Origin of the sequence: Streptomyces sp. WM6386 (assembly GCF_000972385.1) — a bacterium.
Taxonomy (GTDB): Bacteria; Actinomycetota; Actinomycetes; order Streptomycetales; family Streptomycetaceae; genus Streptomyces.
Window position 1 is genome coordinate 175,161 of record NZ_JXTE01000003.1, and the last position, 21,195, is coordinate 196,355.

The window sequence follows — 21,195 nt, forward strand, 5'->3', positions numbered from 1 at the left end:
GCCGAGCCCGGGGGACCCGGCGCCGAACTCTGCCAATGTCACCCAGATTGCCCTGTTCCGCTACTTGTGGTGAGAACGCGCCCGTGCGCCTCTGGACGCAAGGCCCCGGGTCCGCTCTCATGGCAGGAAGCTCGCCTCGGGGGAGGCCCGTATGAAGCGTTCCGGACCACTGCTCACCCTTCTCGCGGGTCTGCTGGTAGGCCTGTTCATGCTGTCGCTGAATGCGACGACCGGCGAGAAGACCACCTCGTCGTCGGTGCGGGAGTCGCCGAGCACGAAGGCGTCACCGAGCCCGACCCCCACGCGGACGACCCCGTCCGCGTCCCCCTCGCCGTCGAAGGTGCCCGTCCCGGACGCCGACTACGCGGGCCGCACCGACGACGACTCCTCCGCGATCGCCGTGTCCCTGCGCGACGGCCGGGCGATCGCGTACTTCTGCGACGGCCGGGACAAGGAGTCGTGGCTCAAGGGCGACGTCGAGGACGACGGCACCATGAAGCTCACCGCCAAGGACGGCTCGAAGCTGAACGGCACCCTCAAGGAGGGCGTGGGGGTCCCCCCGCTCGAGCGGAGCCGAGAGTGGGGGAGGATCAGCGGCACGGTCGACATCGGCGGCGGGCACTACACCTTCACCGCCGACAAGGCGATCAAGCCGTCCGGCCTGTACCGGGCGACCGCCACCGTGCGCGACGCGAAGTTCGACGGCGGCTGGATCGTGCTGAAGGACGGCAGCCAGGTCGGCATCCTCAAGAAGGACGGCAAGCCCTCCCCCGCACCCGAGATCGACCCGGAGACCGGCGTGGTGACGGTCGACGGACAGCAGCTCACGGCCCGCCCCGTCACCCCCTGAACTCCAGTCCGTACGAGGGAGCCGACATGACCGCCGACCCGAACGCCGCCACCCAGGGATTCCCCTCTCCCCAGCCCTCCGAGCCGCGGCCGAGCCCGGCGCGCTATCTGGTCCCCGCGCTGGCCGCCGCCGCGGTGGCGGTCGCCCTCGGTGTGTACGGCAAGGTCCACGACCCGGCGGGGACCGCCTTCAACCTCGCCGGTTTCAGCAGCACGGGCGCGGTGAAGTCCTGGCTGGCGACGGTCGCGATCTTCTTCGCCGTCGTCCAGTTCTCCTCGGCGCTGATGATGTACGGCAGGCTGCCGGGCCCGAGCTGGTCAGGGGTGCTGCACCGCTGGTCGGGGCGGGTGGCGTTCCTGGTGTCGGTGCCGGTGGCGGTGCACTGTCTGTACGCGCTGGGCTATCAGACGTACGAAACACGCGTTTTCTGGCACTCCCTCCTGGGTTGCTTCTTCTTCGGAGTGTTCAGTGCCAAGATGCTGCTGCTCCGCTCGGAGCGACTCCCCAACTGGCTGCTGCCGATCGTCGGCGGGCTCGTCTTCACCGCGCTCACGATCGTCTGGCTGACCTCCGCCCTCTGGTTCTTCCGCACCTTCGGAGTGACTACATGACGACTCACGGCCCGACGCGACGCACGGTCCTCCTCGCGACGGGGGCCGCGGCGTTCACCGTCGGCTGCGGCGAGTACGGCAACGAAGGCGACAGCGACTCCGGGTCCGACACCGTCGAGGCCTCCGCCGGTCAGGAACTGGCGAAGACCAGTGAGATCCCGGTCGGCGGCGGCAAGATCTTCAAGGACGAGAAGGTCGTCGTCACCCAGCCGAAGAAGGGCGAGTTCAAGGCCTTCACCAACATCTGCACCCACCAGCAGTGCCCGGTGGCCAACGTCGACGGCGGCACCATCAACTGCACCTGCCACGGCAGCAAGTTCAGCATCACGGACGGCTCGGTGGCGAACCCCCCGGCGACCCAGCCGCTGGCCGAGAAGAAGATCGCGGTGCAGGGCGACTCGATCAAGCTGGCCTAGTCCCAGAGGGCGCCGAGCGTCGCCAACTCGCTCTGGTACTCGATCCGGTCCGCCCACTCGGTGGGCCATACCTCGGCCCCGTGGTACGCCCCCGCGAAGGCCCCCGCCAGAGCGGCGATCGAGTCGGAGTCCCCGGCGGTGCAGGCGGCCCGCCGCAGGGCCGTCACCGGCTCGTCGACGAACAGCAGGAAGCACAGCAGCCCGGTCGCCAGCGCCTCCTCGGCGATCCACCCCTCGCCGGTCGCCAGACACGGATCGGTCTCCGGGGACACCGAACGGACCGCCGCCTGAAGGCGCTCGAGGATCTCCAGGCACTCGTCCCAGCCGCGCGCGATGAAGTGCTCGGCCGTCGGGTCCTGGCTGCGGGTCCACAGGTCTCCGAGCCAGCGGTCGTGGTAGCGGGTGCGGTTCTCGACGGCGTACGACCGCAGCAGCCCGACCAGTCCGGTCGGCTCGGCACCCTGGGCGAGCAGCCGTACGGCGTGCGCGGTGAGGTCGGACGCGGCGAGCGCGGTCGGGTGCCCATGAGTGAGCGCGGACTGCAACTGGGCGGCGCCGGAGCGCTGTTCGTCGCTCAGGCCGGGGACCAGGCCGACGGGGGCGACGCGCATGTTGGCGCCGCAGCCCTTGGAGTGGATCTGACTGGCGTCCTGCCACAGCCGCCCTTCGCTCTTCAGCAGATTGCACGCGACGAGACAGGTCCGGCCCGGCGCGCGGTTGTTCTCCGGCGACTGGTACCAGTCCACGAACTCCTCGCGCACCGGACGCTCCATCCGCTTGGGCGCGAGCAGCCCACGGTCCATGGCCGTCCGCAGCCCTCGTCCCAGCGCCAGCGTCATCTGCGTGTCGTCCGTGACGATCGCCGGCTTCGGCAGCTCCATCTCCCGCCACGGCCCGCACTTGGCGAGGATCGACGGCACGTCGTTGAACTCGGTCGGGAAGCCCAGCGCGTCCCCCAGGGCGAGCCCCAGCAGGGCTCCCGTGGCGGCGCGCTTCCTGACGGTCGTGGCGGTCATGCGGGACGTCCTTCCCGAGGCGTTCGGAGCAGAGGCGGATGGAGCGTGGTGGCCGTGCCCGCGCGGTAGAGCGCGGCCGGTTTGCCGCGGCCGCCGGTCAGTCGCGCGGCGCCCGGGACCGGTTCGACGAAGCCGGGTGTGGCGAGCACCTTGCGCCGGAAGTTGGGGCGGTCGAGGGCGGTGCCCCACACGGCCTCGTAGACCTGTTGCAGCTCGCCGAGCGTGAACTCGGGTGGACAGAAGGCGGTGGCGAGGCAGGTGTACTCGAGTTTGGCGCCGACGCGTTCCCGGGCGTCGGCCAGGATCCGGTCGTGGTCGAAGGCCAGGGGTCGCGCCGAGGCGTACGGCACCCAGCGGGCGTCCGCGGCGTCGCTGCCGCCGTGCGGCTCGGGCGGGTCCGGCAGCAGTGCGGCGAAGGCGACGGACACGACGCGCATCCGGGGGTCGCGGTCGGGCTCGCTGTAGGTGCGCAGCTGTTCCAGGTGCAGCCCGGAGACGTCCGAAAGGCCGGTCTCCTCGGCGAGTTCACGCCGGGCGGCCGTCTCGGCGGACTCGTCCGGCTGCACGAAGCCGCCGGGCAACGCCCAGTGCTCGGCGTACGGCTCCTGTCCGCGCTCCACGAGCAGGACGCGCAGAGCGCCCTCGGTGACGGTGAGGACGGCGAGATCGACGGTGACGGCGAAGGGTTCGTAGGCGTACTTGTCGTATGCGTCCACGTGCACCCACCCCTTTAATAGTCACTACGACTATAAAGTCGCCGGATGGGATCGCACAACCCGGGTAACCGCACCGCATGAGCGAGATCCTGGTGGGCACGTGTTCGTGGACGGACCGGGCGTTGACCGGCAGCGGCTGGTATCCGCCGGGGCGACGGGACGCCGAGGGACGGTTGCGGCACTACGCCGAGCGATTCCCGGTCGTCGAGGTCGACTCGGCGTACTACGCGCTGCCCGGCGCCCGCACCAGCCGGCAGTGGGCCGAGCGGACGCCCCCGGGCTTCGTCTTCGACGTGAAGGCGTTCTCGCTGCTCACCGGGCATCCGACACGGAGTTCCGCGATGCCGGGCGGGCTGCCCGCCGAGCCTGGGAACCCGGCGGTGCTGGACGAGGTGTGGGCGCGCTTCACCGAGGGGATCGAGCCCCTTCGGACGGCCGGACGGCTCGGCAGCGTGCTGTTCCAGTTCCCGCCGTGGTTCCGCCCCGGACAGCGGGCCGGGGAGTTCCTGCGGGAGTGCGCCGAGCGGACCGCCGGGTGGCCGGTCGCCGTGGAGTTCCGGCATCCCGGCTGGTGGCGCAGGGAGTGGGCGGACGTGACCTGCGCGCTGCTCACCCGGTACGGCATGACCGCCGTGGCCGTCGACATGACCCAGACACTCCCCTCCTCGATCCCGCCCGTCGCCCCCGTCACCTCACCGCGGCTGTCCGTCGTCCGCTTCCACGGTCGCAGCGCCGCCTGGGGATCGGGGAGCAAGGAGGACCGCTTCCGGTACGAGTACGGCGAGGACGAACTCGCCGAGTGGCTGCCCCGGTTGCGCTCGCTCGCCGAGCGGGTCGAGCAGCTCCACGTCCTGTTCAACAACTGCTGCGGCACCGCGTCCGTCCGTGCCGCGGAGACGATGCGGCGCCTGCTGGCCGGCGCCGGTCGGTCCCGGGCGCTCGACGACGGTGAGCCCGCCCGGAGCGCGGGCCCGCGGCCCTCAGGGCAGGCGGCCCGGAAGTCCTAGCCTCCGAGGAACCCACCGGACTCATCCCGGGAAGGGATCGCACCGCCCCAGGAAGGCCAGGAGCCGGGCGTCGGGCGGCGCGCAGGGCGGGACGGCGGCCGGCTCCGCGAACCGCACCCCGCGGTCCTCCTCGGTGACCACGCACCGCGCGATGGGCAGCAACTCGGCCGCGAGAGCGACCGGAAAGGGCCGCGACCGTCCACAGGCCTGCGCGACGTCCCAACCGTGCACGGCGATCTCGACGGCGCCGACCGCGCCCATCACCCGTACGTCCAGCGGCCGTTCTGCGACCTGGACCAGATCACGAGGGCCGGCCGCCCAAGCACCGAGCACCGCACACGCGCGCGTACGGAAGCCGCACACGCGGTCGCTCTGCGGCAGTAGTCCGATCCGCCCGCCGGTCAGCCCCTCGTGCAACGCGTCCAGGGAATCATCGAGATGCTCGAGCAGCTCCCCCAGATCCCACGCGGCACAGGGCGTCGCCCGGCCCGGTCCGGCAGACCCCACCAAGGCCACGCTCCCCAGCGCGTACGCAAGCGAACGCTCCAGCAGCTCCCCCGGATTCATGACAGCACCCCGTCCCGCAACCACCCGAGCGACTCGGCGGCCTCAGGCATCCGCCCGGCCGGCCACGGGACCCCCGCAGCGACCCTCAGTGGCTTCTCAGGCGCCTCTGACGGCCCGCCGGGCCCGGAGGGCAGCGGACGCCGCGCGTGGCTCTCCAGGGTCGTCAGACGCGTGCTGGTGGCGCTCGGATGCGGCCCGGTCCGCGAGGACGCCCGGCCCTCGCCCTCGTCGTGGCCCCGCCGGGCCCGCAGATCCGTCGTCGCGGTCATGCCCACTCCCCTCGTCCGTGTGGGATGAAGACCGGCGGGAGCGCGAAAACGAATCGGCCGGCCCCGGAAAGAGTCCGGAACCGGCCGTCGTACGGACGAAACGGCGAGACCTAGAGGTCGACTTCCTTCATCAGCATCCCGACCTCCGTGTTGGACAGCCGCCGCAGCCAGCCCGACTTCTGGTCGCCCAGGGTGATCGGGCCGAAGGCGACCCGCACCAGCTTGTCGACCGGGAAGCCGGCCTCCGCCAGCATGCGGCGAACGATGTGCTTGCGGCCCTCGTGCAGGGTGACCTCGACGAGGTAGTTCTTGCCGGTCTGCTCGACGACCCGGAAGTGGTCCGCCTTCGCGTACCCGTCCTCCAGCTGGATGCCGTCCTTCAGACGCTTGCCCAGATCCCGCGGGATCGGGCCCACGATGTGCGCGAGGTAGACCTTCTTCACGCCGTACTTGGGGTGGGTCAGCCGGTGCGCCAGCTCGCCGTGGTTGGTGAGCAGGATGACACCCTCGGTCTCGGTGTCGAGCCGACCGACGTGGAAGAGCCGCGTCTCACGGTTGGTGACGTAGTCGCCGAGGCACTGACGGCCCTCGTTGTCCTCCATCGTGGAGACGACGCCGGCCGGCTTGTTCAGCGAGAAGAACTGGTACGACTGCGTCGCGACCGTCAGGCCGTCGACCTTGACCTCGTCCCTCTCCGGGTCGACGCGCTTGCCCTGCTCCAGGACGATCTCGCCGTTGACCTCGACCCGCGCCTGCTCGATGAGCTCCTCGCAGGCCCGCCGGGAGCCGTAGCCCGCGCGCGCGAGGATCTTCTGCAGCCGCTCGCCCTCCTGCTCGGCGCCCGGGAAGGTCTTGGGCAGCTTGACGTCCTTCTTGTTCGCGTACCGCTCGCGGTTGCGCTCCTCGGCCCGCGCCTCGTACTCGCGGGAGGTGGCGGGGACCCAGCGGCCGCGCCCGGTGCCCTGGCCCTGCTTGGGCCCGCCCTTGGCACCGCCGCGCGCGGAGGCGCCGCGCCCGGACTTCGGGCCCTCGTGAGACCCGCCGGGGCCCACGTCGTAGCGCCGCTCCTCGGGGCGGGGCTTGCTGGGACGGCCGCCCTGCTTGTCGTCGCGGTTGCCACCGGCGCCACGGGGATTACCGCGGCCACCGCTGCTCCCGCCGCGGCCGCCGCTGTTGCCACCACGGCTCCCGCCGTTGTTTCCGCTGCTGTTCCTGCCGCTGCTGCTTCGCATCAAAGTTCCGTCTTGTCGTCTGCGTCCTCGGAATCCGGAGCGTCCGGATCGAACGACGGGACCCCTTCCAGCGTCTCGGCCTCGATCGCCTCCGCCTCGGGGAGAAAGGGCGCGAGCTCCGGGAGCTCGTCCAGGCCTCGCAGGCCCATCCGCTCCAGAAAGTAGTTCGTCGTCACGTACAGGATCGCACCTGTTTCGGGTTCCGCGCCCGCCTCCTGGACCAGACCGCGCTGGAGGAGGGTCCGCATGACCCCGTCACAGTTGACTCCTCGTACGGCCGAGACCCTGCTGCGGCTCACCGGCTGACGGTAGGCGACGACGGCCAGGGTCTCCAGCGCCGCCTGGGTGAGCCGGGCCTGCTGGCCGTCCAGCACGAAGCCCTCGACGGCCGCCGCGAACTCGGGCCGGCTGTAGAAACGCCAGCCCCCGGCGATCAGCCGCAGCTCGAAGCCGCGCCCCTGGACGGTGTACTCGTCGGCCAGTGCCCGCAGCGCGTCCGCGATCTGCCGTCTGGGCCGCTGGAGGATCTTCGCGAGGTGTTCCTCGGTGGCGGGCTCGTCCACGATCATGAGGACGGCCTCCAGGGCGGGCTTGAGATCGAGGTCGGCGACGGTGCGCGGCCCGGCCGGAACGTCGGTGGTCTCCTCGCTCACGCCTTGTCCTCCTTGGGCGGCTCGGGCGGTCGGTCGAACTCGTCGGTCACCATCGGTTCGGCGTCACCCTCTCCGCCGGTCCACCGCACGATGAGGTCACCGAGGGCCGTCTCCTGGTCCAGCGCGACGGCCCTCTCCCGGTACAGCTCCAGCAGCGCCAGGAATCGCGCCACTACGGTGAGGGTGTCGTCGATGTCCTCGACCAGCGTCCGGAAGCTGGCCTCGCCGAGCTCCTTCAGCCGGGCCACCACGATCCCGGCCTGCTCCTGCACGCTGACCAGCGGCGCATGGATGTGGTCGACGTACACCTGCGGCTTGGGCTTGGGCTGCATCGCCTTCACGGCGAGCTTCGCGAACCCCTCCGGGCCGATGCTGATGACGACCTCGGGCAGCAGTTCGGCGTGGTGCGGTTCGAGGCCGACGGTACGGGGGTAGCGGCGGGCCTCCTCGTCGAGGCGGTGGTTGAAGATGTCGGCGATCTGTTTGTAGGCGCGGTACTGCAGCAGCCGCGCGAACAACAGGTCCCGCGCTTCGAGGAGCGCGAGGTCGGCCTCGTCCTCGACCTCGGCGGAGGGCAGCAGCCGGGCCGCCTTGAGATCGAGGAGCGTGGCGGCGACCACGAGGAACTCGGTCGTCTGGTCCAGATCCCAGTCCGGCCCCATCGCCCTGATGTGCGCCATGAACTCGTCGGTCACCTTGGACAGGGCGACCTCGGTCACGTCCAGCTTGTGTTTGGAGATCAGCTGGAGGAGGAGATCGAAGGGGCCTTCGAAGTTGGAGAGACGGACCTTGAAGACACCGTCGCCGGGTTCCTGGGGTTCGGTGGGGGTCTCACGAGGCGGGGCCTCGGGCTCCGGTTCGGGTTCCGGTACGACGACCTCGGGCTCCGCGACCTCGGGCTCCGGTTCCGCCGCGACCGGTACGGGTGGGTACAACGGCCCACCGGCCTCGGCCTCAGCCACCGACGCGCTCTCCGGCTCACCCCGCAGAGCGCCCCGCCCCAGCACACGCCGACGGCCGGCAGGTGCGCCGGGGGTGGGAACGTCGTTCGAGGTCATGGCCCTCGCAGGCTACCGCTACCGCCCGCGCAGTCGGCGTACGAGGATGCTCGCGTCTCCCCGGGACTCCAGATCGGCCAGCACCACGGCGACCGCCTCGCGGACGATGCGCCCGCGGTCGACGGCCAGCCCGTGCTCGCCGCGGAGCACCAGACGGGCGTGCTCCAGATCCATGAGCTCCTCGGCGGAGACGTACACGGTGATCTTCTCGTCGTGCCGCTCACGCCCGCTGGGCCGACGTGAGGCCGCCCGGCCCCCACCACGCTGCTTGCGCGGCGCGGCAGAACCTTCCTGCGCGTCCTGACGTCGCCCGGAGCGCTCCGCGTCCCGGCTGCGGGACTCGCCGGCCGCGGCCGGTTCCGTGGCCACATGCTCCGCCCCGTCGCCGTCACCGCCCTGCGCGGGCACCGACTGCGGCGCGTCCTCGGACGACCCGGCCGCGGCGCCGTCGCTCTCCCCCGCGGGTGCGGGCACCCGGGCTTCGCCGTTGGCCCCCCGCCGCGGAGTGGACGGCTGGAGCGCCATTCCCCCTGTCGTACGGAAGAGTTCGTCGGCCCCCGGCAGACTCACTCGGCGTGACACCGGGCGAGCACCTCCCTGGCGAGCTGGCGGTAGGCGGCGGCGCCGACGGAGTTGGAGGCGTACGTGGTGATCGGCTCACCGGCGACCGTGGTCTCCGGGAAGCGGACCGTGCGCCCGATGACCGTGTGGTAGACGTGGTCGTCGAACGCCTCGACGACACGCGCGAGCACCTCACGGCTGTGCACGGTGCGCGAGTCGTACATCGTGGCGAGGATCCCGTCGAGCTCCAGATCCGGGTTGAGCCGCTCCTGGACCTTCTCGATGGTCTCCGTCAGCAGGGCGACACCACGGAGGGCGAAGAACTCACACTCCAGTGGCACTATCACCTTGTGCGCGGCCGTCAGGGCGTTGACCGTGAGCAGACCCAGTGAAGGCTGGCAGTCGATCACGATGTAGTCGTAGTCGGCCATGAGCGGCTTCAGGGCCCGCTGCAATGTCGACTCGCGCGCGACCTCGGAGACCAGCTGGACCTCCGCCGCCGACAAGTCGATATTGCTCGGCAGCAGGTCCATGTTGGGGACCGCGGTCTTCAGCAGGACCTCGTCGGCCGCCATGCCCCGCTCCATGAGCAGGTTGTAGACGGTGAGGTCGAGCTCCATCGGGTTGACACCGAGGCCCACCGACAGCGCGCCCTGCGGGTCGAAGTCCACGAGCAGCACGCGACGTCCGTACTCCGCGAGCGCGGCACCCAGGTTGATGGTCGACGTCGTCTTGCCGACGCCGCCCTTCTGGTTGCACATCGCGATGATCTTCGCGGGTCCGTGATCGGTCAGCGGACCCGGGATCGGGAAGTACGGCAGCGGGCGACCGGTCGGGCCGATGCGCTCACGGCGCTGGCGGGCAGCGTCGGGAGCGAGCGTGGCCGCGTACTCCGGGTCGGGCTCGTATTCGGCGTCGGGGTCGTAGAAGTGCCCCTCGGGCAGTTCGTCGTAGTCGGCGAACTGGCTGTGGGGCGCGCCACTTCCGTCGCCGGCCATGGCGTTCACGTGATGGCCATCCATGCTCTGGTGTGCTGACAGAGTCACCCTTCGGTTCAGGTGGCTCTGGTGGGCTGCGAAGGTGCGCACCGCGACGGAGCCGACAGCCTCGAACCCCGCGGGGCCCTCAGCCCGTGCAGGCGTTCCTGGTTGACCACCTCCGGGAGTAAATGTCGACTCATTCACAAGTCGTCTTACCTCCTTGGTGACCAGGAAACTTCTAGACAAGGTCAGCGTGGCACCATGCCGACGGTTGGCGACTCTATGGCGTGTCGGGTGTTCACAGCAACACAATCCGCCGGACCCGGCAGGATGTGTCGGCAATCAAACATCGCGCTGTCAAGGGCGTACGGCCGTCGCACAGCAGGTTTCACCGGTGTGCGAATCGACCAAAGGGTTACGTTCGAGGCGAGTTGACCGAGCGTCGCAAAGTGACCATACACACATGTGGCCGGACCTTGTCGGGCAAGGTCCGGCCACATGTGAGTGGTTGACGCGCCTTGTTGACGTATCGCCTTTACGAAAAGGTGACTTAGCCGATCAGGGCCTCGAGCTCCACGTGCTCCAGGCCGTGCGCCTCGGCGACCTCCTTGTAAACGACCTTGCCGTCATGGGTGTTGAGACCCCTGGCGAGCGCGGCGTCACGGCGCAGCGCCTCGACCCAGCCGTGGTCGGCGAGTTCGACGATGTACGGCAGCGTCGCGTTGGTGAGCGCGTAGGTGGAGGTGTTGGGCACCGCGCCGGGCATGTTGGCGACGCAGTAGAAGACCGAGTCGTGGATCTTGAAGGTGGGCTCGGCGTGGGTGGTCGGCCGGGAGTCCTCGAAGCAGCCGCCCTGGTCGATCGCGATGTCGACAAGGACACTTCCGGGCTTCATCCGCGACACGAGCTCGTTGGTGACCAGCTTCGGAGCCTTGGCGCCCGGGATGAGCACCGCGCCGATGACGAGGTCGGCGTCCAGGACGGCCTTCTCCAGCTCGAAGGCATTGGACATGATCGCCCGGACCTTGGTGCCGAAGACCTTGTCCGCCTCGCGCAGCTTGTTGATGTCACGGTCGAGCAGCGTGACGTGGAAGCCCATGCCGACGGCGATCTGCGTGGCGTTCCACCCGGAGACGCCGCCGCCGATGACGACGGCCTTCGCGGGCTGGGTGCCGGGCACGCCACCGGGGAGCACGCCACGGCCGCCGGCCGAGCGCATCAGGTGGTAGGCGCCGACCTGCGGGGCGAGCCGGCCCGCGACCTCGGACATCGGGGCGAGGAGGGGCAGCGCGCGCGAGGGCAGCTCGACCGTCTCGTAGGCGATCGCCGTGGTGCCGGACTCGATGAGCGCGTCGGTGCACTCCTTGGAGGCGGCCAGATGCAGGTAGGTGAAGAGCGTCTGGTCCTTGCGGAGGCGGTGGTACTCCTCGGCGATGGGCTCCTTGACCTTGAGCAGCAGGTCGGCGGTGGCCCACACCTCGTCGGCCGTGGCAAGGATCCGCGCGCCCGCGGCGACGTACTCCGCGTCCGGGATCGACGAGCCGAGACCGGCGTTCTGCTCAATGAGGACCTGGTGGCCGTGGCGCACCAGCTCGTGCACGCCGGCGGGGGTGATGGCCACCCGGAACTCGTTGTTCTTGACCTCGCGGGGGATGCCGACCTTCACGTCGATCACGGTCCTTGGCTCAGAGGGTATGGGGCAATACAACACATACCCGGGCACGCATGAGCACACCGGGATGCACCGCAGGAGAAGGTGCGGCAGAGCCAGTCTAATGAAGGTGTTCCCGCTGTCTAGCCTTTCATTGCATCAATCTTCAGTGGATGCACTACTGATTTCGCAGGCGTCAAGGCCTTGTTTCGCAGGATCAGGCTGTTCCGGTTCCGGTTCCGCCTCCGAAAACTCCTCTCCCAGCAGCCGCTCGGCGGCCCCTCGGTGCAGCCCCGCGGCGGCCGGATCGCCCAGGTGTTCCAACGTGTCGGCCAGCCTCAACTGGAGCGCGGCCTGCAGCCGTACGTCCTCGGCCCGCCGCGCCCATTCGACGGCCTCCTGGCAGGTGCGCAGCGACTCCTCGGGCCGCCCCGCGTACTCCTGGACGCGCGCGAGTTCGCTCAACGCCCGTGCGTGGGCGGCCACATCGCCGTTCTTGCGGTGCCCGGCGACCGCGGCCCGCCACCCGCGCAACGCCTCGCCGTAGCGGCCCGCATAGGTGTGCGCCGCGGCGATACGGCCGTACAGCCGCGCCGCGTCCGCTCGCTCGTCCCGGGCCAGCCGCTGGGCCAGGGCGCGACCGAACCAGTCGGCGGCCCGGTCGTAGTCCGCGAGCTCCAGATGCACGCCGCCTACGGATTCCATCGCGCGACCGGTCGCATACGGGTCATTCGCTTCGCGCCCGGCGTCCAGCGCGGCCCGGTACCGGCTCAGCGCCTCCTGCGTGCGACCGGTCTGCGCGTCCAGGTCCCCGAGGTTCAGCAGCGCCGCCGCCTTCTCCCGGGGCAGCTCCCGGCGCTCGGCCACATCCAGCACGAGCCGGTGCAGGCCGTACAGGTCGGCTGCCGCGGCCTGGGTGCCGAAGTGCGCGGCCATCGCCCTGACCAGCTGGGACATCAGACGGCGGGCGAGCGTGTCGAGCTCCCCGTCGGCGACGGCCAGGCGGGCCGAGGCCAGCAGGGCGGACCTGCGGATGCGCAGCCAGTCCTCGGCGGCCCGGGGGCTGGGGAAGCGCAGGGAGCGGGACATGCCCTGGAGCTTCTCGCGGGCCTCGGGGCTGTCGGTCTCGGTGATCGCGCGGGACGACTGCAGGAGCCGTACGGTCCGCTCCAGCATCCGGGCGCGGGCCAGCTGGACCTCGCCGGGGCGGTCCTGGGTCTCGGTGAGCGCCTTGAGCAGGGGGTGTAGACAGCCCGGCACCACGTACTGCGGCAGCGGCGACTCCACGGCGTGCAGCAGACCGAGTCCGACGAAGTCGTCCAGGGTGGTGCGGGCACCGCCCACCGAGCAGCCCGCGAGGGCGGCGGCGGTGTGCGGGTCGACCAGGCCCGCCGGGGCGAGGGAGAGCAGTCGCAGTATCCGGGCGGCGGGGCCCGGCAGGGCGGAGTAGGCGAACCGGAACACGCGGCTGAGCGGGGTTCCCTCGTCACCCTCCGTGTGCAGCTGCTTGGCGAGGTCGGCGACGGCGGCGTTGGGGCGGGCGGCGAGCCAGCCGCCGGCGAGCATCATGGCGGCGGGCTGGGCCTGGCACTCCTCGACGAGGCCTTCCGCGGCCCGCGGGTCGACGGTGATGCGGACCGAGCCGGTGGAGCGGCTCAGCAGCTCCAGGGCGGACTTGGTGTCGAGGCCGCCGAGCGTGCAGGGCCGGACGTCGGAGATACCGGTGAGCGGACCGCTGGAAACGGCCACGACCAGGCACTCCGGGGTCTCCGGCAGCAGGGCGTCGACCTGGTCCGCGCTCACCGCGTCGTCGAGCAGAAGCAGGGCGCGCCGGTCGGCGAGGGCGTCGCGGAGGGCTGCCGTCAGGTCGTCCTCGGAGGCACCGGCCGGCGTCGGAAGGTCCAGGGCGGCGAGGAGTTCGCGGGCGGTGTGCTCGACGGGGACGGGGGTGCCGTCGGGCTCGCTGAGCCGGGCGCGCAGCACTCCGTCGTCGTAACGCTCCGCGACCTTCCGTACGAGCTCCTCGGCGAGCGCGGTGCGGCCGGAGCCGGGTCTGCCCGCGATGAGCAGCACGCGCGCGCGGGGGGCCTTCTTCCCGGAGAGGGTGTCGAGGCCCGCTCGCTCGATGTCGGCGAGCAGCTCCTTCAACTCCCGTGTCCGGCCCAGGAAATGACCCTCGACCGACAGCTGAACGCCGCCTGTGTCCACCGCCTGATCCGTCACGGGCCACACTCCCGTCCCACCGCACGCGCAAGCCCGCCGGGACTCCGGTTCGGGCAGTTTCAGAGCCTAGTTCACGCTCTGCAACGTTCCGTGAGGAGCGCGGCGGACACGTCGCCCGATCGGATCAGCCGATGGTCACACCACAGGTGGTCTTCGTGTGTTCAGGCTTCGAACGGGCGTGCCGGCCATGGGGCATCCGCGGGCCGCAGGGCGTCGAGGCCGTCGCCGTTCTGCACGGCGATCAGTGAAAGCACGCCCACGACCAGGCAGTTGTTGTGCAGCTCACCGGCGAGTACACCCCGTACGAGCTCGTCGACGGGCACGCGCGCGTACTCCAGGTCGATCTCCTCGTGCTCGACCTCGAAGCGCTCACCGTCGGCCTCCGACAGACCGCGGGCGAGGAAGATCCGCACGGCCTCGTCGCAGCCGCCCGCCGTGGTGTAGACGTCGGTCAGCACCCGCCAGTCCTCGGCCTTGACGTGCGCCTCCTCGTACAGCTCGCGCTGCGCGGCGTGCAGCGGGTTCTCGCCGGGCACGTCGAGCAGACCGGCCGGGATCTCCCACAGCTTCTGGCGTACGGGATGGCGGTACTGCTTGATCAGCAGGACCCGGCCGTCGTCGTCCAGGGCGAGGACACCGACCGAGCCCGGGTGGACCTGGTAGTCGCGGCGGACGACCTTGCCGTCGGGCATGACCACGTCGTCCGTGCGGACGGAGGTCTTGTTGCCCACGAAGGGGGTCTCCGTCGCCCGGATCTCCCATTCCTCGGGGGTGTCCTTGATCGTCATGCCCTGCCCTTCCACACGTTCAAGAAAAAAACCGGGGTGCGACCTTGAAGGTACGCACCCCGGCAACCGTACAAGCTGGTGTGTTACTTGGAATTCTTTCGCTCGACCGAGGCCTTCACGAGCCCGGCGAACAGCGCGTGCGGACGCGTCGGACGCGAGCGCAGCTCAGGGTGTGCCTGCGTGGCCACCAGGTAGGGGTGCACCTCGCGCGGGTATTCGACGTACTCGACGAGCTTGCCGTCCGGCGAGGTGCCGGAGAACAGGATGCCCGCCTTCTTCTCGAGCTCCGCGCGGTAGGCGTTGTTCACCTCGTAGCGGTGACGGTGCCGCTCCTCGACGTACTCCTTGCCCTCGTACACCTCGCGCACGATCGAGCCCTCGGCCAGCTTGGCCGGGTACATGCCCAGGCGCATGGTGCCGCCCATGTCGCCCTCACCGGCGACGATGTCGAGCTGCTCGGCCATGGTGGAGATGACCGGGTGCGAGGTCGCCGAGTCGAACTCGGTGGAGTTGGCGTCCGGGATGTCGGCCAGGTTGCGCGCGGCCTCGATCACGATGCACTGCAGGCCCAGGCAGAGACCGAGCAGCGGGATCTTGTTCTCACGGGCGTACTTGATCGCGCCGACCTTGCCGAGCACACCGCGGTCGCCGAAGCCGCCCGGGATGCAGATGCCGTCGACGTCACCGAGCTGCGCCGCGGCGCCGGCCGGGGTCTTGCAGTCGTCGGAGGTGACCCACTTGATCTTCACGCGGGCCTTGTTGGCGAAGCCGCCCGCGCGCAGTGCCTCGGTGACCGAGAGGTAGGCGTCGGGCAGGTCGATGTACTTGCCGACCAGGGCGAGGGTGATCTCGTGGTCGGGGTTGTGGACGCGGTCGAGCAGGTCGTCCCACGTCGTCCAGTCCACGTCGCGGAACGGCAGGTCCAGCTTGCGGACGACATAGGCGTCCAGACCCTCGCCGTGCACGGTCTTGGGGATGTCGTAGATCGACTTGGCGTCGGGGCAGGCGACCACGGCGGCCTCGTCGACGTCGCACATCAGCGAGATCTTGCGCTTGATCGCGGTGGGGACCTCACGGTCACAGCGCAGCACGATCGCGTCCGGCTGGATACCGATGTTCCGCAGCGCCGCAACCGAGTGCTGGGTCGGCTTCGTCTTCAGCTCCCCCGACGGGCCGATGTACGGCAGGAGGGAAATGTGGACGACGAAGACGTTGTCACGGCCGACCTCGTGGCGGACCTGACGGACGGTCTCCAGGAACGGCAGGGACTCGATGTCACCCACGGTGCCGCCGACCTCGGTGATGACGACATCGACCTCGTCGGTCGCCATACGCCGGATGCGGTGCTTGATCTCGTTGGTGATGTGCGGGATGACCTGCACGGTGTCGCCCAGATACTCGCCGCGCCGCTCCTTGGCGATGACCGTCGAGTACACCTGGCCTGTAGTGACATTGGCACTGCCGTCCAAGTCGCGGTCCAGGAAACGCTCGTAGTGTCCGATGTCCAGGTCGGTTTCGGCGCCGTCGTTGGTGACGAACACCTCACCGTGCTGGAAGGGGTTCATCGTGCCCGGGTCGACGTTGAGGTACGGGTCGAGCTTCTGCATCACGACGCGCAGGCCGCGCGCCTTGAGCAGCATGCCGAGGCTGGAGGCCGTCAGGCCCTTGCCGAGAGAGGAGGCGACACCCCCGGTGACGAAGATGTGCTTGGTCGTCGTAGATTTCGGCGGCATGGCCAAGACGGGGCTCCCGTGGTCGCGATCTGGGGTGCGGGGCGGCGCGGCAACCGGAGATCTCCGGCGTCGCCGTCGCTGCGGTCGGGGGTTTTATCCACCACCGGTCCACGGGCTACCAGGGTATCAGCGCCTCAGCGAGATGGCTTCCGGCCACGCTCCGCGCACGCGTCGACACAGACGCGTACACGTCTCATGGTTCTCACCCGTTGCTCACCCGATCGGCCCATCCGCGTTGCCCGGAGCGGCACACAGATCATCTACGTGCGTCGTATCCTGCTCGGACATTCCCTGCCGAGCCCGGCCGGCCACACGGCACCACCCCCCGCCCGTAAGCACCGGAACAACGTGAGCTCGTCAGTTCGTTGAGTAAAGATTGTCGTTTTGCCTCGCAGCCGAACGGCTGCTTTGCTTCACCGCTCAACGACGCATTACAACGACCCCTTGACCGCAAGAGCGACAGCCCCCTTTTTTCCTCGGGGGGGCGACGTGGCCGTTCGACTGGAGTTGCACGTGGCCGGGCGCATCGAAGACTACGCACTCATCGGAGACATGCAGACCGCGGCTTTGGTCTGCCGGGACGGCACGGTGGACTGGCTGTGCCTGCCCCGCTTCGACTCCCACGCCATCTTCGCCGGTCTGCTGGGCACCGAGGAACACGGCTTCTGGAGACTGGGCCCCGCGCACGCGGCCGACGCGGAGCCGCCCACCGCGGCCCGGCGCACCTATCGCGGCGACTCGCTGATCCTGGAGTCCGAGTGGGACACCCCGCGCGGCACGGTCCGGGTCACCGACTTCATGCCCCCGCGTGACGGCGCCCCGCAGCTGATCCGCATCGTGGAGGGCGTCTCGGGCCGCGTCCCGATGCGCTCCGCGCTCAGGATGCGCTTCTCCTACGGCCGGGTCGTGCCGTGGGTGCACAAGCACGACGGTCGTACGGTCGCCGTCGCGGGCCCGGACTCGGTCTGGTACGACACCGAGTGCGAGACCTACGGCAAGTCGCTGACCACGTACTCCGACTTCACGGTCGCCCCGGGTGACCGGATCGCGTTCACCATCTCGTGGGAGCCCTCGCACAAGCAGCCGCCGCCGCTTCCGGAGCCGGAGCAGTCGCTGGAGGCGACCGAGGAGTTCTGGCGGGACTGGGTCGATCACTGTACGTACCACGGCCCCTACCGCGAGGCCGTCGTCCGCTCCCTGATCACACTCAAGGCCCTCACGTACGCGCCGACCGGCGGGATCGTCGCCGCCCCCACCACCTCGCTGCCCGAGGACATCGGCGGTGTCCGCAACTGGGACTACCGCTACACCTGGCTGCGCGACGCCGCGATCACGCTGTCCTCGCTGCTGCGCACCGGCTACCGCGAGGAGGCCCGCGCCTGGCGCGAGTGGCTGCTGCGCGCGGTCGCGGGCGACCCCGAGAACCTGCAGATCATGTACGGCATCGCGGGCGAGCGGGAGTTGGGCGAGGCCGAGCTGGACTGGCTGCCCGGCTACGAGAACTCCGCCCCGGTCCGGGTCGGCAACGGCGCCGCCCACCAGCTCCAGCTGGACGTGTACGGCGAGGTCACCGAGGCCCTGCACCTGGCCCACATGACGGGCCTGGCCCGCAACGACTACGCGTCCCTGCTCCAGCTCAAGCTCATCCGCTACCTGGAGGACCACTGGGACGAGCCGGACGAGGGCATCTGGGAGGTGCGCGGCCCGCGCCGGCACTTCGTGCACTCCAAGGTGATGGCGTGGGTCGCCGTCGACCGCACCATCAAGCTCATCGAGTCCGGCGACGCGGACGGCCCGCTGGAGCGCTGGCGCGAGCTGCGCGAGGACATCCACCGGGACGTGTGCGAGAGGGGCTACGACAAGGAGCGCAACACCTTCACACAGTCGTACGGCTCCAAGGAGCTGGACGCCTCCCTGCTGCTCATCCCGCAGATGGGCTTCCTGCCGCCGGACGACAAGCGTGTGATCGGCACCATCGAGGCGATCCAGCGTGAGCTGTCCACGCCCGACGGCTTCATCCTGCGCTACCCGACCGAGGGTGAGAGCGAGGGCGTCGACGGTCTGCCGGGTGACGAAGGGGCCTTCCTGGCCTGCTCGTTCTGGATGGCGGACGACCTGGCGATGATCGGCCGCGTGGACGAGGCCCGCAAGCTCTTCGAGAAGCTGCTGGCCCTGCGCAACGACCTCGGGCTGCTCGCGGAGGAGTGGGACCCGGTCCTGCAGCGCCAGGTCGGCAACTTCCCGCAGGCTTTCAGCCACGTTCCGCTCATCGACACCGCGCTGCGGCTGACGGCGTCGGGAGCGTACGGAGGCTAGACGCTCCGCCGGAGAAGCCGTGGAGGCCGTCGCGGTCCTCTGCGGTTTCGTGGTGGCTGGTCGCGCCGTTCCCCGCGCCCCTTCGGGGCGCTCAGCCTAGGCTGAGATGGAACAAATCCCTTCTCGGAAGGGGTGGCCATGGCTTCCCTCTCGAAGGCGGGCGCGGCCCTCACCGCGCTCCGCGAGGATCTGGTCGGCGACGTGTTCGCCCCGGGGGATCCGGGCTACGACGAGGCCCGAACGGTCTTCAACGCCATGATCGACCGCCGCCCTGCGGTGATCGCCCAGTGCGTGGACGAGACCGACGTCGTGCGGGCCGTGCGCTTCGGGCGTGATCTCGACCTGCCGATCGCGGTGCGCGGCGGCGGACACAGTGTGGCGGGCAGCGCGCTCAACGACGGGGGGCTGGTCGTCGACCTGCGGCACATGCGTGCCGTCGGCGTCGACCCCGCGACCGAGGCGGTACGGATCGCGGGCGGCGCCACGATGAGCGACCTGGACCGGGCCTGCGAGCCACACGGCCTCGCCACCACGGGTGGGCGGGCGTCCACCACCGGGGTCGGCGGCTTCGTCCTGGGCGGCGGCTCGGGCTGGCTGGATCGCTGGTGCGGACTCGCCGTCGACAACCTGCTCGGCGTCGAGCTGGTCACCGCGGACGGCTCGAAGGTCCATGCGAGCGCCGACGAGAACCCGGAACTGTTCTGGGCCCTGCACGGCGGCGGAGGCAACTTCGGCATCGCCACCGCACTCACCCTGAAACTGCACGAAATGCCCGAGTTCTCCATCGCCTTGCTGCTGTACCTCCCGGAGCACGGCCCCGAGGTCGCCCGCACCTATCGCGACCTGATCGCGGTGGCCCCGGACGAGGCGAGCGGCGGCGTGATCTACCTCACCGGCCCGCCCGAGGAGTTCTGCCCGCCTCAGCTGCAGGGCACCCTGCTGTGCGGCGCGCTGCTGACGTACGCCGGCCCCGAGGCGGACATGCGCAAGCTGGCCGAGCCGCTGCTCGCACTGCCGCACGAGGCGGAGATCGTCGGGGCGATGCCGTACGCCGACGTCCAGTGCATGCTCGACGATCCGCCGGGGATGCGGAACTGCTGGTCGGCGGAGTACCTGACCGGCGCCCCCGACGACTTCCTGGACGTCTTCTGCTCCCGGGCTCGGTCCATGCCCGTGCCGACCGGCAGCATCCACGTGCTGTTCCCGCTGGGTGGAGCGATATCCGCCGGTCCGCACGAGTACCCGGTGCCTTACCGGGACGCGCCATGGGCCGTGCACCCGTTCGCGATGTGGGAGGACCCGTCCGACGACGAGCGGGTCGTCCAGTGGGTACGGGACGTCCGCACCGATGCCCAGCCGTGGAGCACGGGCGCGGTCTACCTCAACTTCATCGGCGACGAGGGCACTGAGCGGGTCGTGGCGGGCCTCGGTCCCGAAAACGCGCGACGGCTGGCGGAGGTGAAGCGAGAGTTCGACCCCGACAACGTCTTCCGCTTCAACCACAACATCAGACCTGCCTGAGCTACGGAGCCTGACGGAGGGCGGCCGGTCAGCGGCGGTCGGGAGCGAGCGCCGTCAGCGTCCGCTGCCCTCCCGGGTCGCCCGCGGTCGCCGGGACCAGGGCGATCTCGTCGAGCCCCGCCTCGGCGTAGGCCTCGATCCGCGCGTGTACGGCGTCCAGGTCGCCGACCAGGCCGACCGTGGCGGCGGCTTCCGGCGGAAGGGCCCGCACCAGGGTGTCCCGGTCGGCGCCGGACGCGGCCAGCTCCACCGCCTCGCCGAACCCCGCGTCGGCGAAGACGTCGCTGTAGCCCGTCACGGTCAGGTATCCGGCGATGCTGCCCAGCACCTGCGCGAGCGACTCGGGTGCCGGATCGAGAGCCGCCGGCAGCCAGGCGGCCAGCGCGGGCGGCGTACGGCCCGCCTTCTCGGCCGCCCTGTCCAGCGCGCCGCGCAGTTCCCGCACCTGCTCCGGGGAGACGACGTCCAGCAGCATGCGGTCGGCGTGCGCGGCGGCCGTGTCGATGGCGCGGGGGCCGAACGCGGCCACGGTGAGGAGGCCGCCGGGCGCCGGCAGGCGGCGCCGGAAGGCACCGACCTGTGCGCCGGGCAGGGCGTGCAGATGACGCCGTACGGCCTCGGCGCTCTCCTCCAGCACCGCCGCGGGTCGCACGCGGGACCGCCCGTGCACTCCCTCCACCACCCGCTTGCTGGACGTCCCGAGCGCCACCCCGGCCGGGCGCCCGGTGACCGCGGCGACCGAGGCGGCGCCCCGGGCGATGGAGTACGGGTCGCGCACGTTCACCGGCACCGGCCCCGCCGTCACGGCGACCCGCTCGGTGGCGCCGCCGATGGCCGCGGCCAGGACGAAGGAGTCCCATGTCGGCCCCTCCCCCGCCCACACCTCCCGGTACCCGAGCCGGTCGGCGGTCACCGCCACCCGCACCGGCTCCTCGACCGGACTGTCGTCCTCCCGGGCCACGGCCACCACGCTGAAGTCCATGCACGCGCGCGTACCCGGTGATCGTCCCCGCAACCGCTCGGTGAT

The 21,195-nt window shown here is 70.5% G+C and carries 20 protein-coding genes; 6 read left to right on the plus strand and 14 right to left on the minus strand.

Annotated elements, in window-relative coordinates; genetic code table 11:
- Nucleotides 1–151: 151 nt before the first annotated feature.
- From TN53_RS03100 to TN53_RS03110, 3 genes are read left to right on the plus strand one after another with little or no spacing between them, the layout of a single operon-like run.
- Nucleotides 152–850, plus strand: coding sequence for a hypothetical protein (locus TN53_RS03100; RefSeq protein WP_046256738.1), 699 nt, complete (start codon nt 152–154; stop codon nt 848–850).
- Between the two features lie 26 nt (nt 851–876).
- On the plus strand, nt 877–1,461 hold the full coding sequence (locus tag TN53_RS03105; protein WP_046256739.1) for a DUF6529 family protein: 585 nt from the start codon (nt 877–879) through the stop codon (nt 1,459–1,461).
- Nucleotides 1,458–1,877 carry a Rieske (2Fe-2S) protein gene (locus tag TN53_RS03110; protein ID WP_046256740.1) on the plus strand — a complete coding sequence of 140 codons (420 nt, stop codon included), beginning with the start codon at nt 1,458–1,460 and terminating at the stop codon, nt 1,875–1,877. The genes TN53_RS03105 and TN53_RS03110 overlap by 4 nt, the downstream gene beginning before the upstream one ends.
- Here the strand turns inward: TN53_RS03110 and TN53_RS03115 are convergent.
- Entirely contained in the window at nt 1,874–2,893 is a 1,020-nt protein-coding gene (locus TN53_RS03115) for an ADP-ribosylglycohydrolase family protein (protein WP_046256741.1), read from the minus strand. The genes TN53_RS03110 and TN53_RS03115 overlap by 4 nt on opposite strands.
- Nucleotides 2,890–3,609, minus strand: coding sequence for an NUDIX hydrolase (locus tag TN53_RS03120; protein ID WP_046256783.1), 720 nt, complete (start codon nt 3,607–3,609; stop codon nt 2,890–2,892). The genes TN53_RS03115 and TN53_RS03120 overlap by 4 nt, the downstream gene beginning before the upstream one ends.
- A 77-nt stretch (nt 3,610–3,686) precedes the next feature.
- Between TN53_RS03120 and TN53_RS03125 the strand changes: the two genes are divergently transcribed.
- The gene (locus TN53_RS03125) at nt 3,687–4,616 is read left to right on the plus strand and encodes a DUF72 domain-containing protein (protein WP_046256742.1); all 930 of its coding nucleotides are present in this window, start codon (nt 3,687–3,689) and stop codon (nt 4,614–4,616) included.
- Nucleotides 4,617–4,637: 21 nt separating this feature from the next.
- On the opposite strand, the gene TN53_RS03130 is transcribed toward TN53_RS03125, so the two are convergent.
- The 11 genes from TN53_RS03130 to TN53_RS03180 form a co-directional block, all read right to left on the minus strand.
- Nucleotides 4,638–5,183 (minus strand): TIGR03086 family metal-binding protein, encoded by a 546-nt coding sequence (locus tag TN53_RS03130; protein WP_046256743.1) that lies wholly within the window; start codon nt 5,181–5,183, stop codon nt 4,638–4,640.
- Nucleotides 5,180–5,452 carry a hypothetical protein gene (locus TN53_RS03135; RefSeq protein WP_046256744.1) on the minus strand — a complete coding sequence of 91 codons (273 nt, stop codon included), beginning with the start codon at nt 5,450–5,452 and terminating at the stop codon, nt 5,180–5,182. The genes TN53_RS03130 and TN53_RS03135 overlap by 4 nt, the downstream gene beginning before the upstream one ends.
- A 110-nt stretch (nt 5,453–5,562) precedes the next feature.
- Entirely contained in the window at nt 5,563–6,684 is a 1,122-nt protein-coding gene (locus tag TN53_RS03140; RefSeq protein WP_046256745.1) for a pseudouridine synthase, read from the minus strand.
- Entirely contained in the window at nt 6,684–7,337 is a 654-nt protein-coding gene (scpB, locus tag TN53_RS03145; protein WP_046256746.1) for an SMC-Scp complex subunit ScpB, read from the minus strand. The genes TN53_RS03140 and scpB overlap by 1 nt, the downstream gene beginning before the upstream one ends.
- Nucleotides 7,334–8,395 carry a segregation and condensation protein A gene (locus TN53_RS03150; protein WP_095046256.1) on the minus strand — a complete coding sequence of 354 codons (1,062 nt, stop codon included), beginning with the start codon at nt 8,393–8,395 and terminating at the stop codon, nt 7,334–7,336. The genes scpB and TN53_RS03150 overlap by 4 nt, the downstream gene beginning before the upstream one ends.
- Nucleotides 8,396–8,413: 18 nt before the next feature.
- Complete coding sequence (locus tag TN53_RS03155) at nt 8,414–8,977, minus strand: hypothetical protein (protein WP_095046257.1); 564 nt, start codon at nt 8,975–8,977, stop codon at nt 8,414–8,416.
- Nucleotides 8,962–10,140 carry a ParA family protein gene (locus TN53_RS03160; protein WP_095046258.1) on the minus strand — a complete coding sequence of 393 codons (1,179 nt, stop codon included), beginning with the start codon at nt 10,138–10,140 and terminating at the stop codon, nt 8,962–8,964. The genes TN53_RS03155 and TN53_RS03160 overlap by 16 nt, the downstream gene beginning before the upstream one ends.
- 346 nt (nt 10,141–10,486) lie before the next feature.
- The gene (gene ald / locus TN53_RS03165) at nt 10,487–11,611 is read right to left on the minus strand and encodes an alanine dehydrogenase (RefSeq protein ID WP_046256750.1); all 1,125 of its coding nucleotides are present in this window, start codon (nt 11,609–11,611) and stop codon (nt 10,487–10,489) included.
- A gap of 135 nt (nt 11,612–11,746) precedes the next feature.
- Nucleotides 11,747–13,810: a tetratricopeptide repeat protein gene (locus TN53_RS03170; RefSeq protein WP_046256751.1), complete on the minus strand. Its 2,064-nt coding sequence runs from the start codon at nt 13,808–13,810 to the stop codon at nt 11,747–11,749.
- A 161-nt stretch (nt 13,811–13,971) separates the two neighbouring features.
- Nucleotides 13,972–14,598, minus strand: a complete 627-nt coding sequence (locus tag TN53_RS03175; protein ID WP_046256752.1) for an NUDIX domain-containing protein — start codon at nt 14,596–14,598, stop codon at nt 13,972–13,974.
- A gap of 83 nt (nt 14,599–14,681) precedes the next feature.
- On the minus strand, nt 14,682–16,331 hold the full coding sequence (locus TN53_RS03180) for a CTP synthase (RefSeq protein ID WP_046256753.1): 1,650 nt from the start codon (nt 16,329–16,331) through the stop codon (nt 14,682–14,684).
- Between the two features lie 513 nt (nt 16,332–16,844).
- Between TN53_RS03180 and TN53_RS03185 the strand changes: the two genes are divergently transcribed.
- Together TN53_RS03185 and TN53_RS03190 are read left to right on the plus strand one after the other, a co-directional pair.
- Entirely contained in the window at nt 16,845–18,647 is a 1,803-nt protein-coding gene (locus TN53_RS03185; protein ID WP_046256754.1) for a glycoside hydrolase family 15 protein, read from the plus strand.
- Nucleotides 18,648–18,785: 138 nt separating this feature from the next.
- Complete coding sequence (locus TN53_RS03190) at nt 18,786–20,168, plus strand: FAD-binding oxidoreductase (protein ID WP_046256755.1); 1,383 nt, start codon at nt 18,786–18,788, stop codon at nt 20,166–20,168.
- A 28-nt stretch (nt 20,169–20,196) separates the two neighbouring features.
- On the opposite strand, the gene TN53_RS03195 is transcribed toward TN53_RS03190, so the two are convergent.
- A complete protein-coding gene (locus tag TN53_RS03195) occupies nt 20,197–21,150 on the minus strand; it encodes an LLM class F420-dependent oxidoreductase (RefSeq protein WP_046256756.1) in 954 nt (317 codons plus the stop codon).
- Nucleotides 21,151–21,195 lie beyond the last annotated feature (45 nt).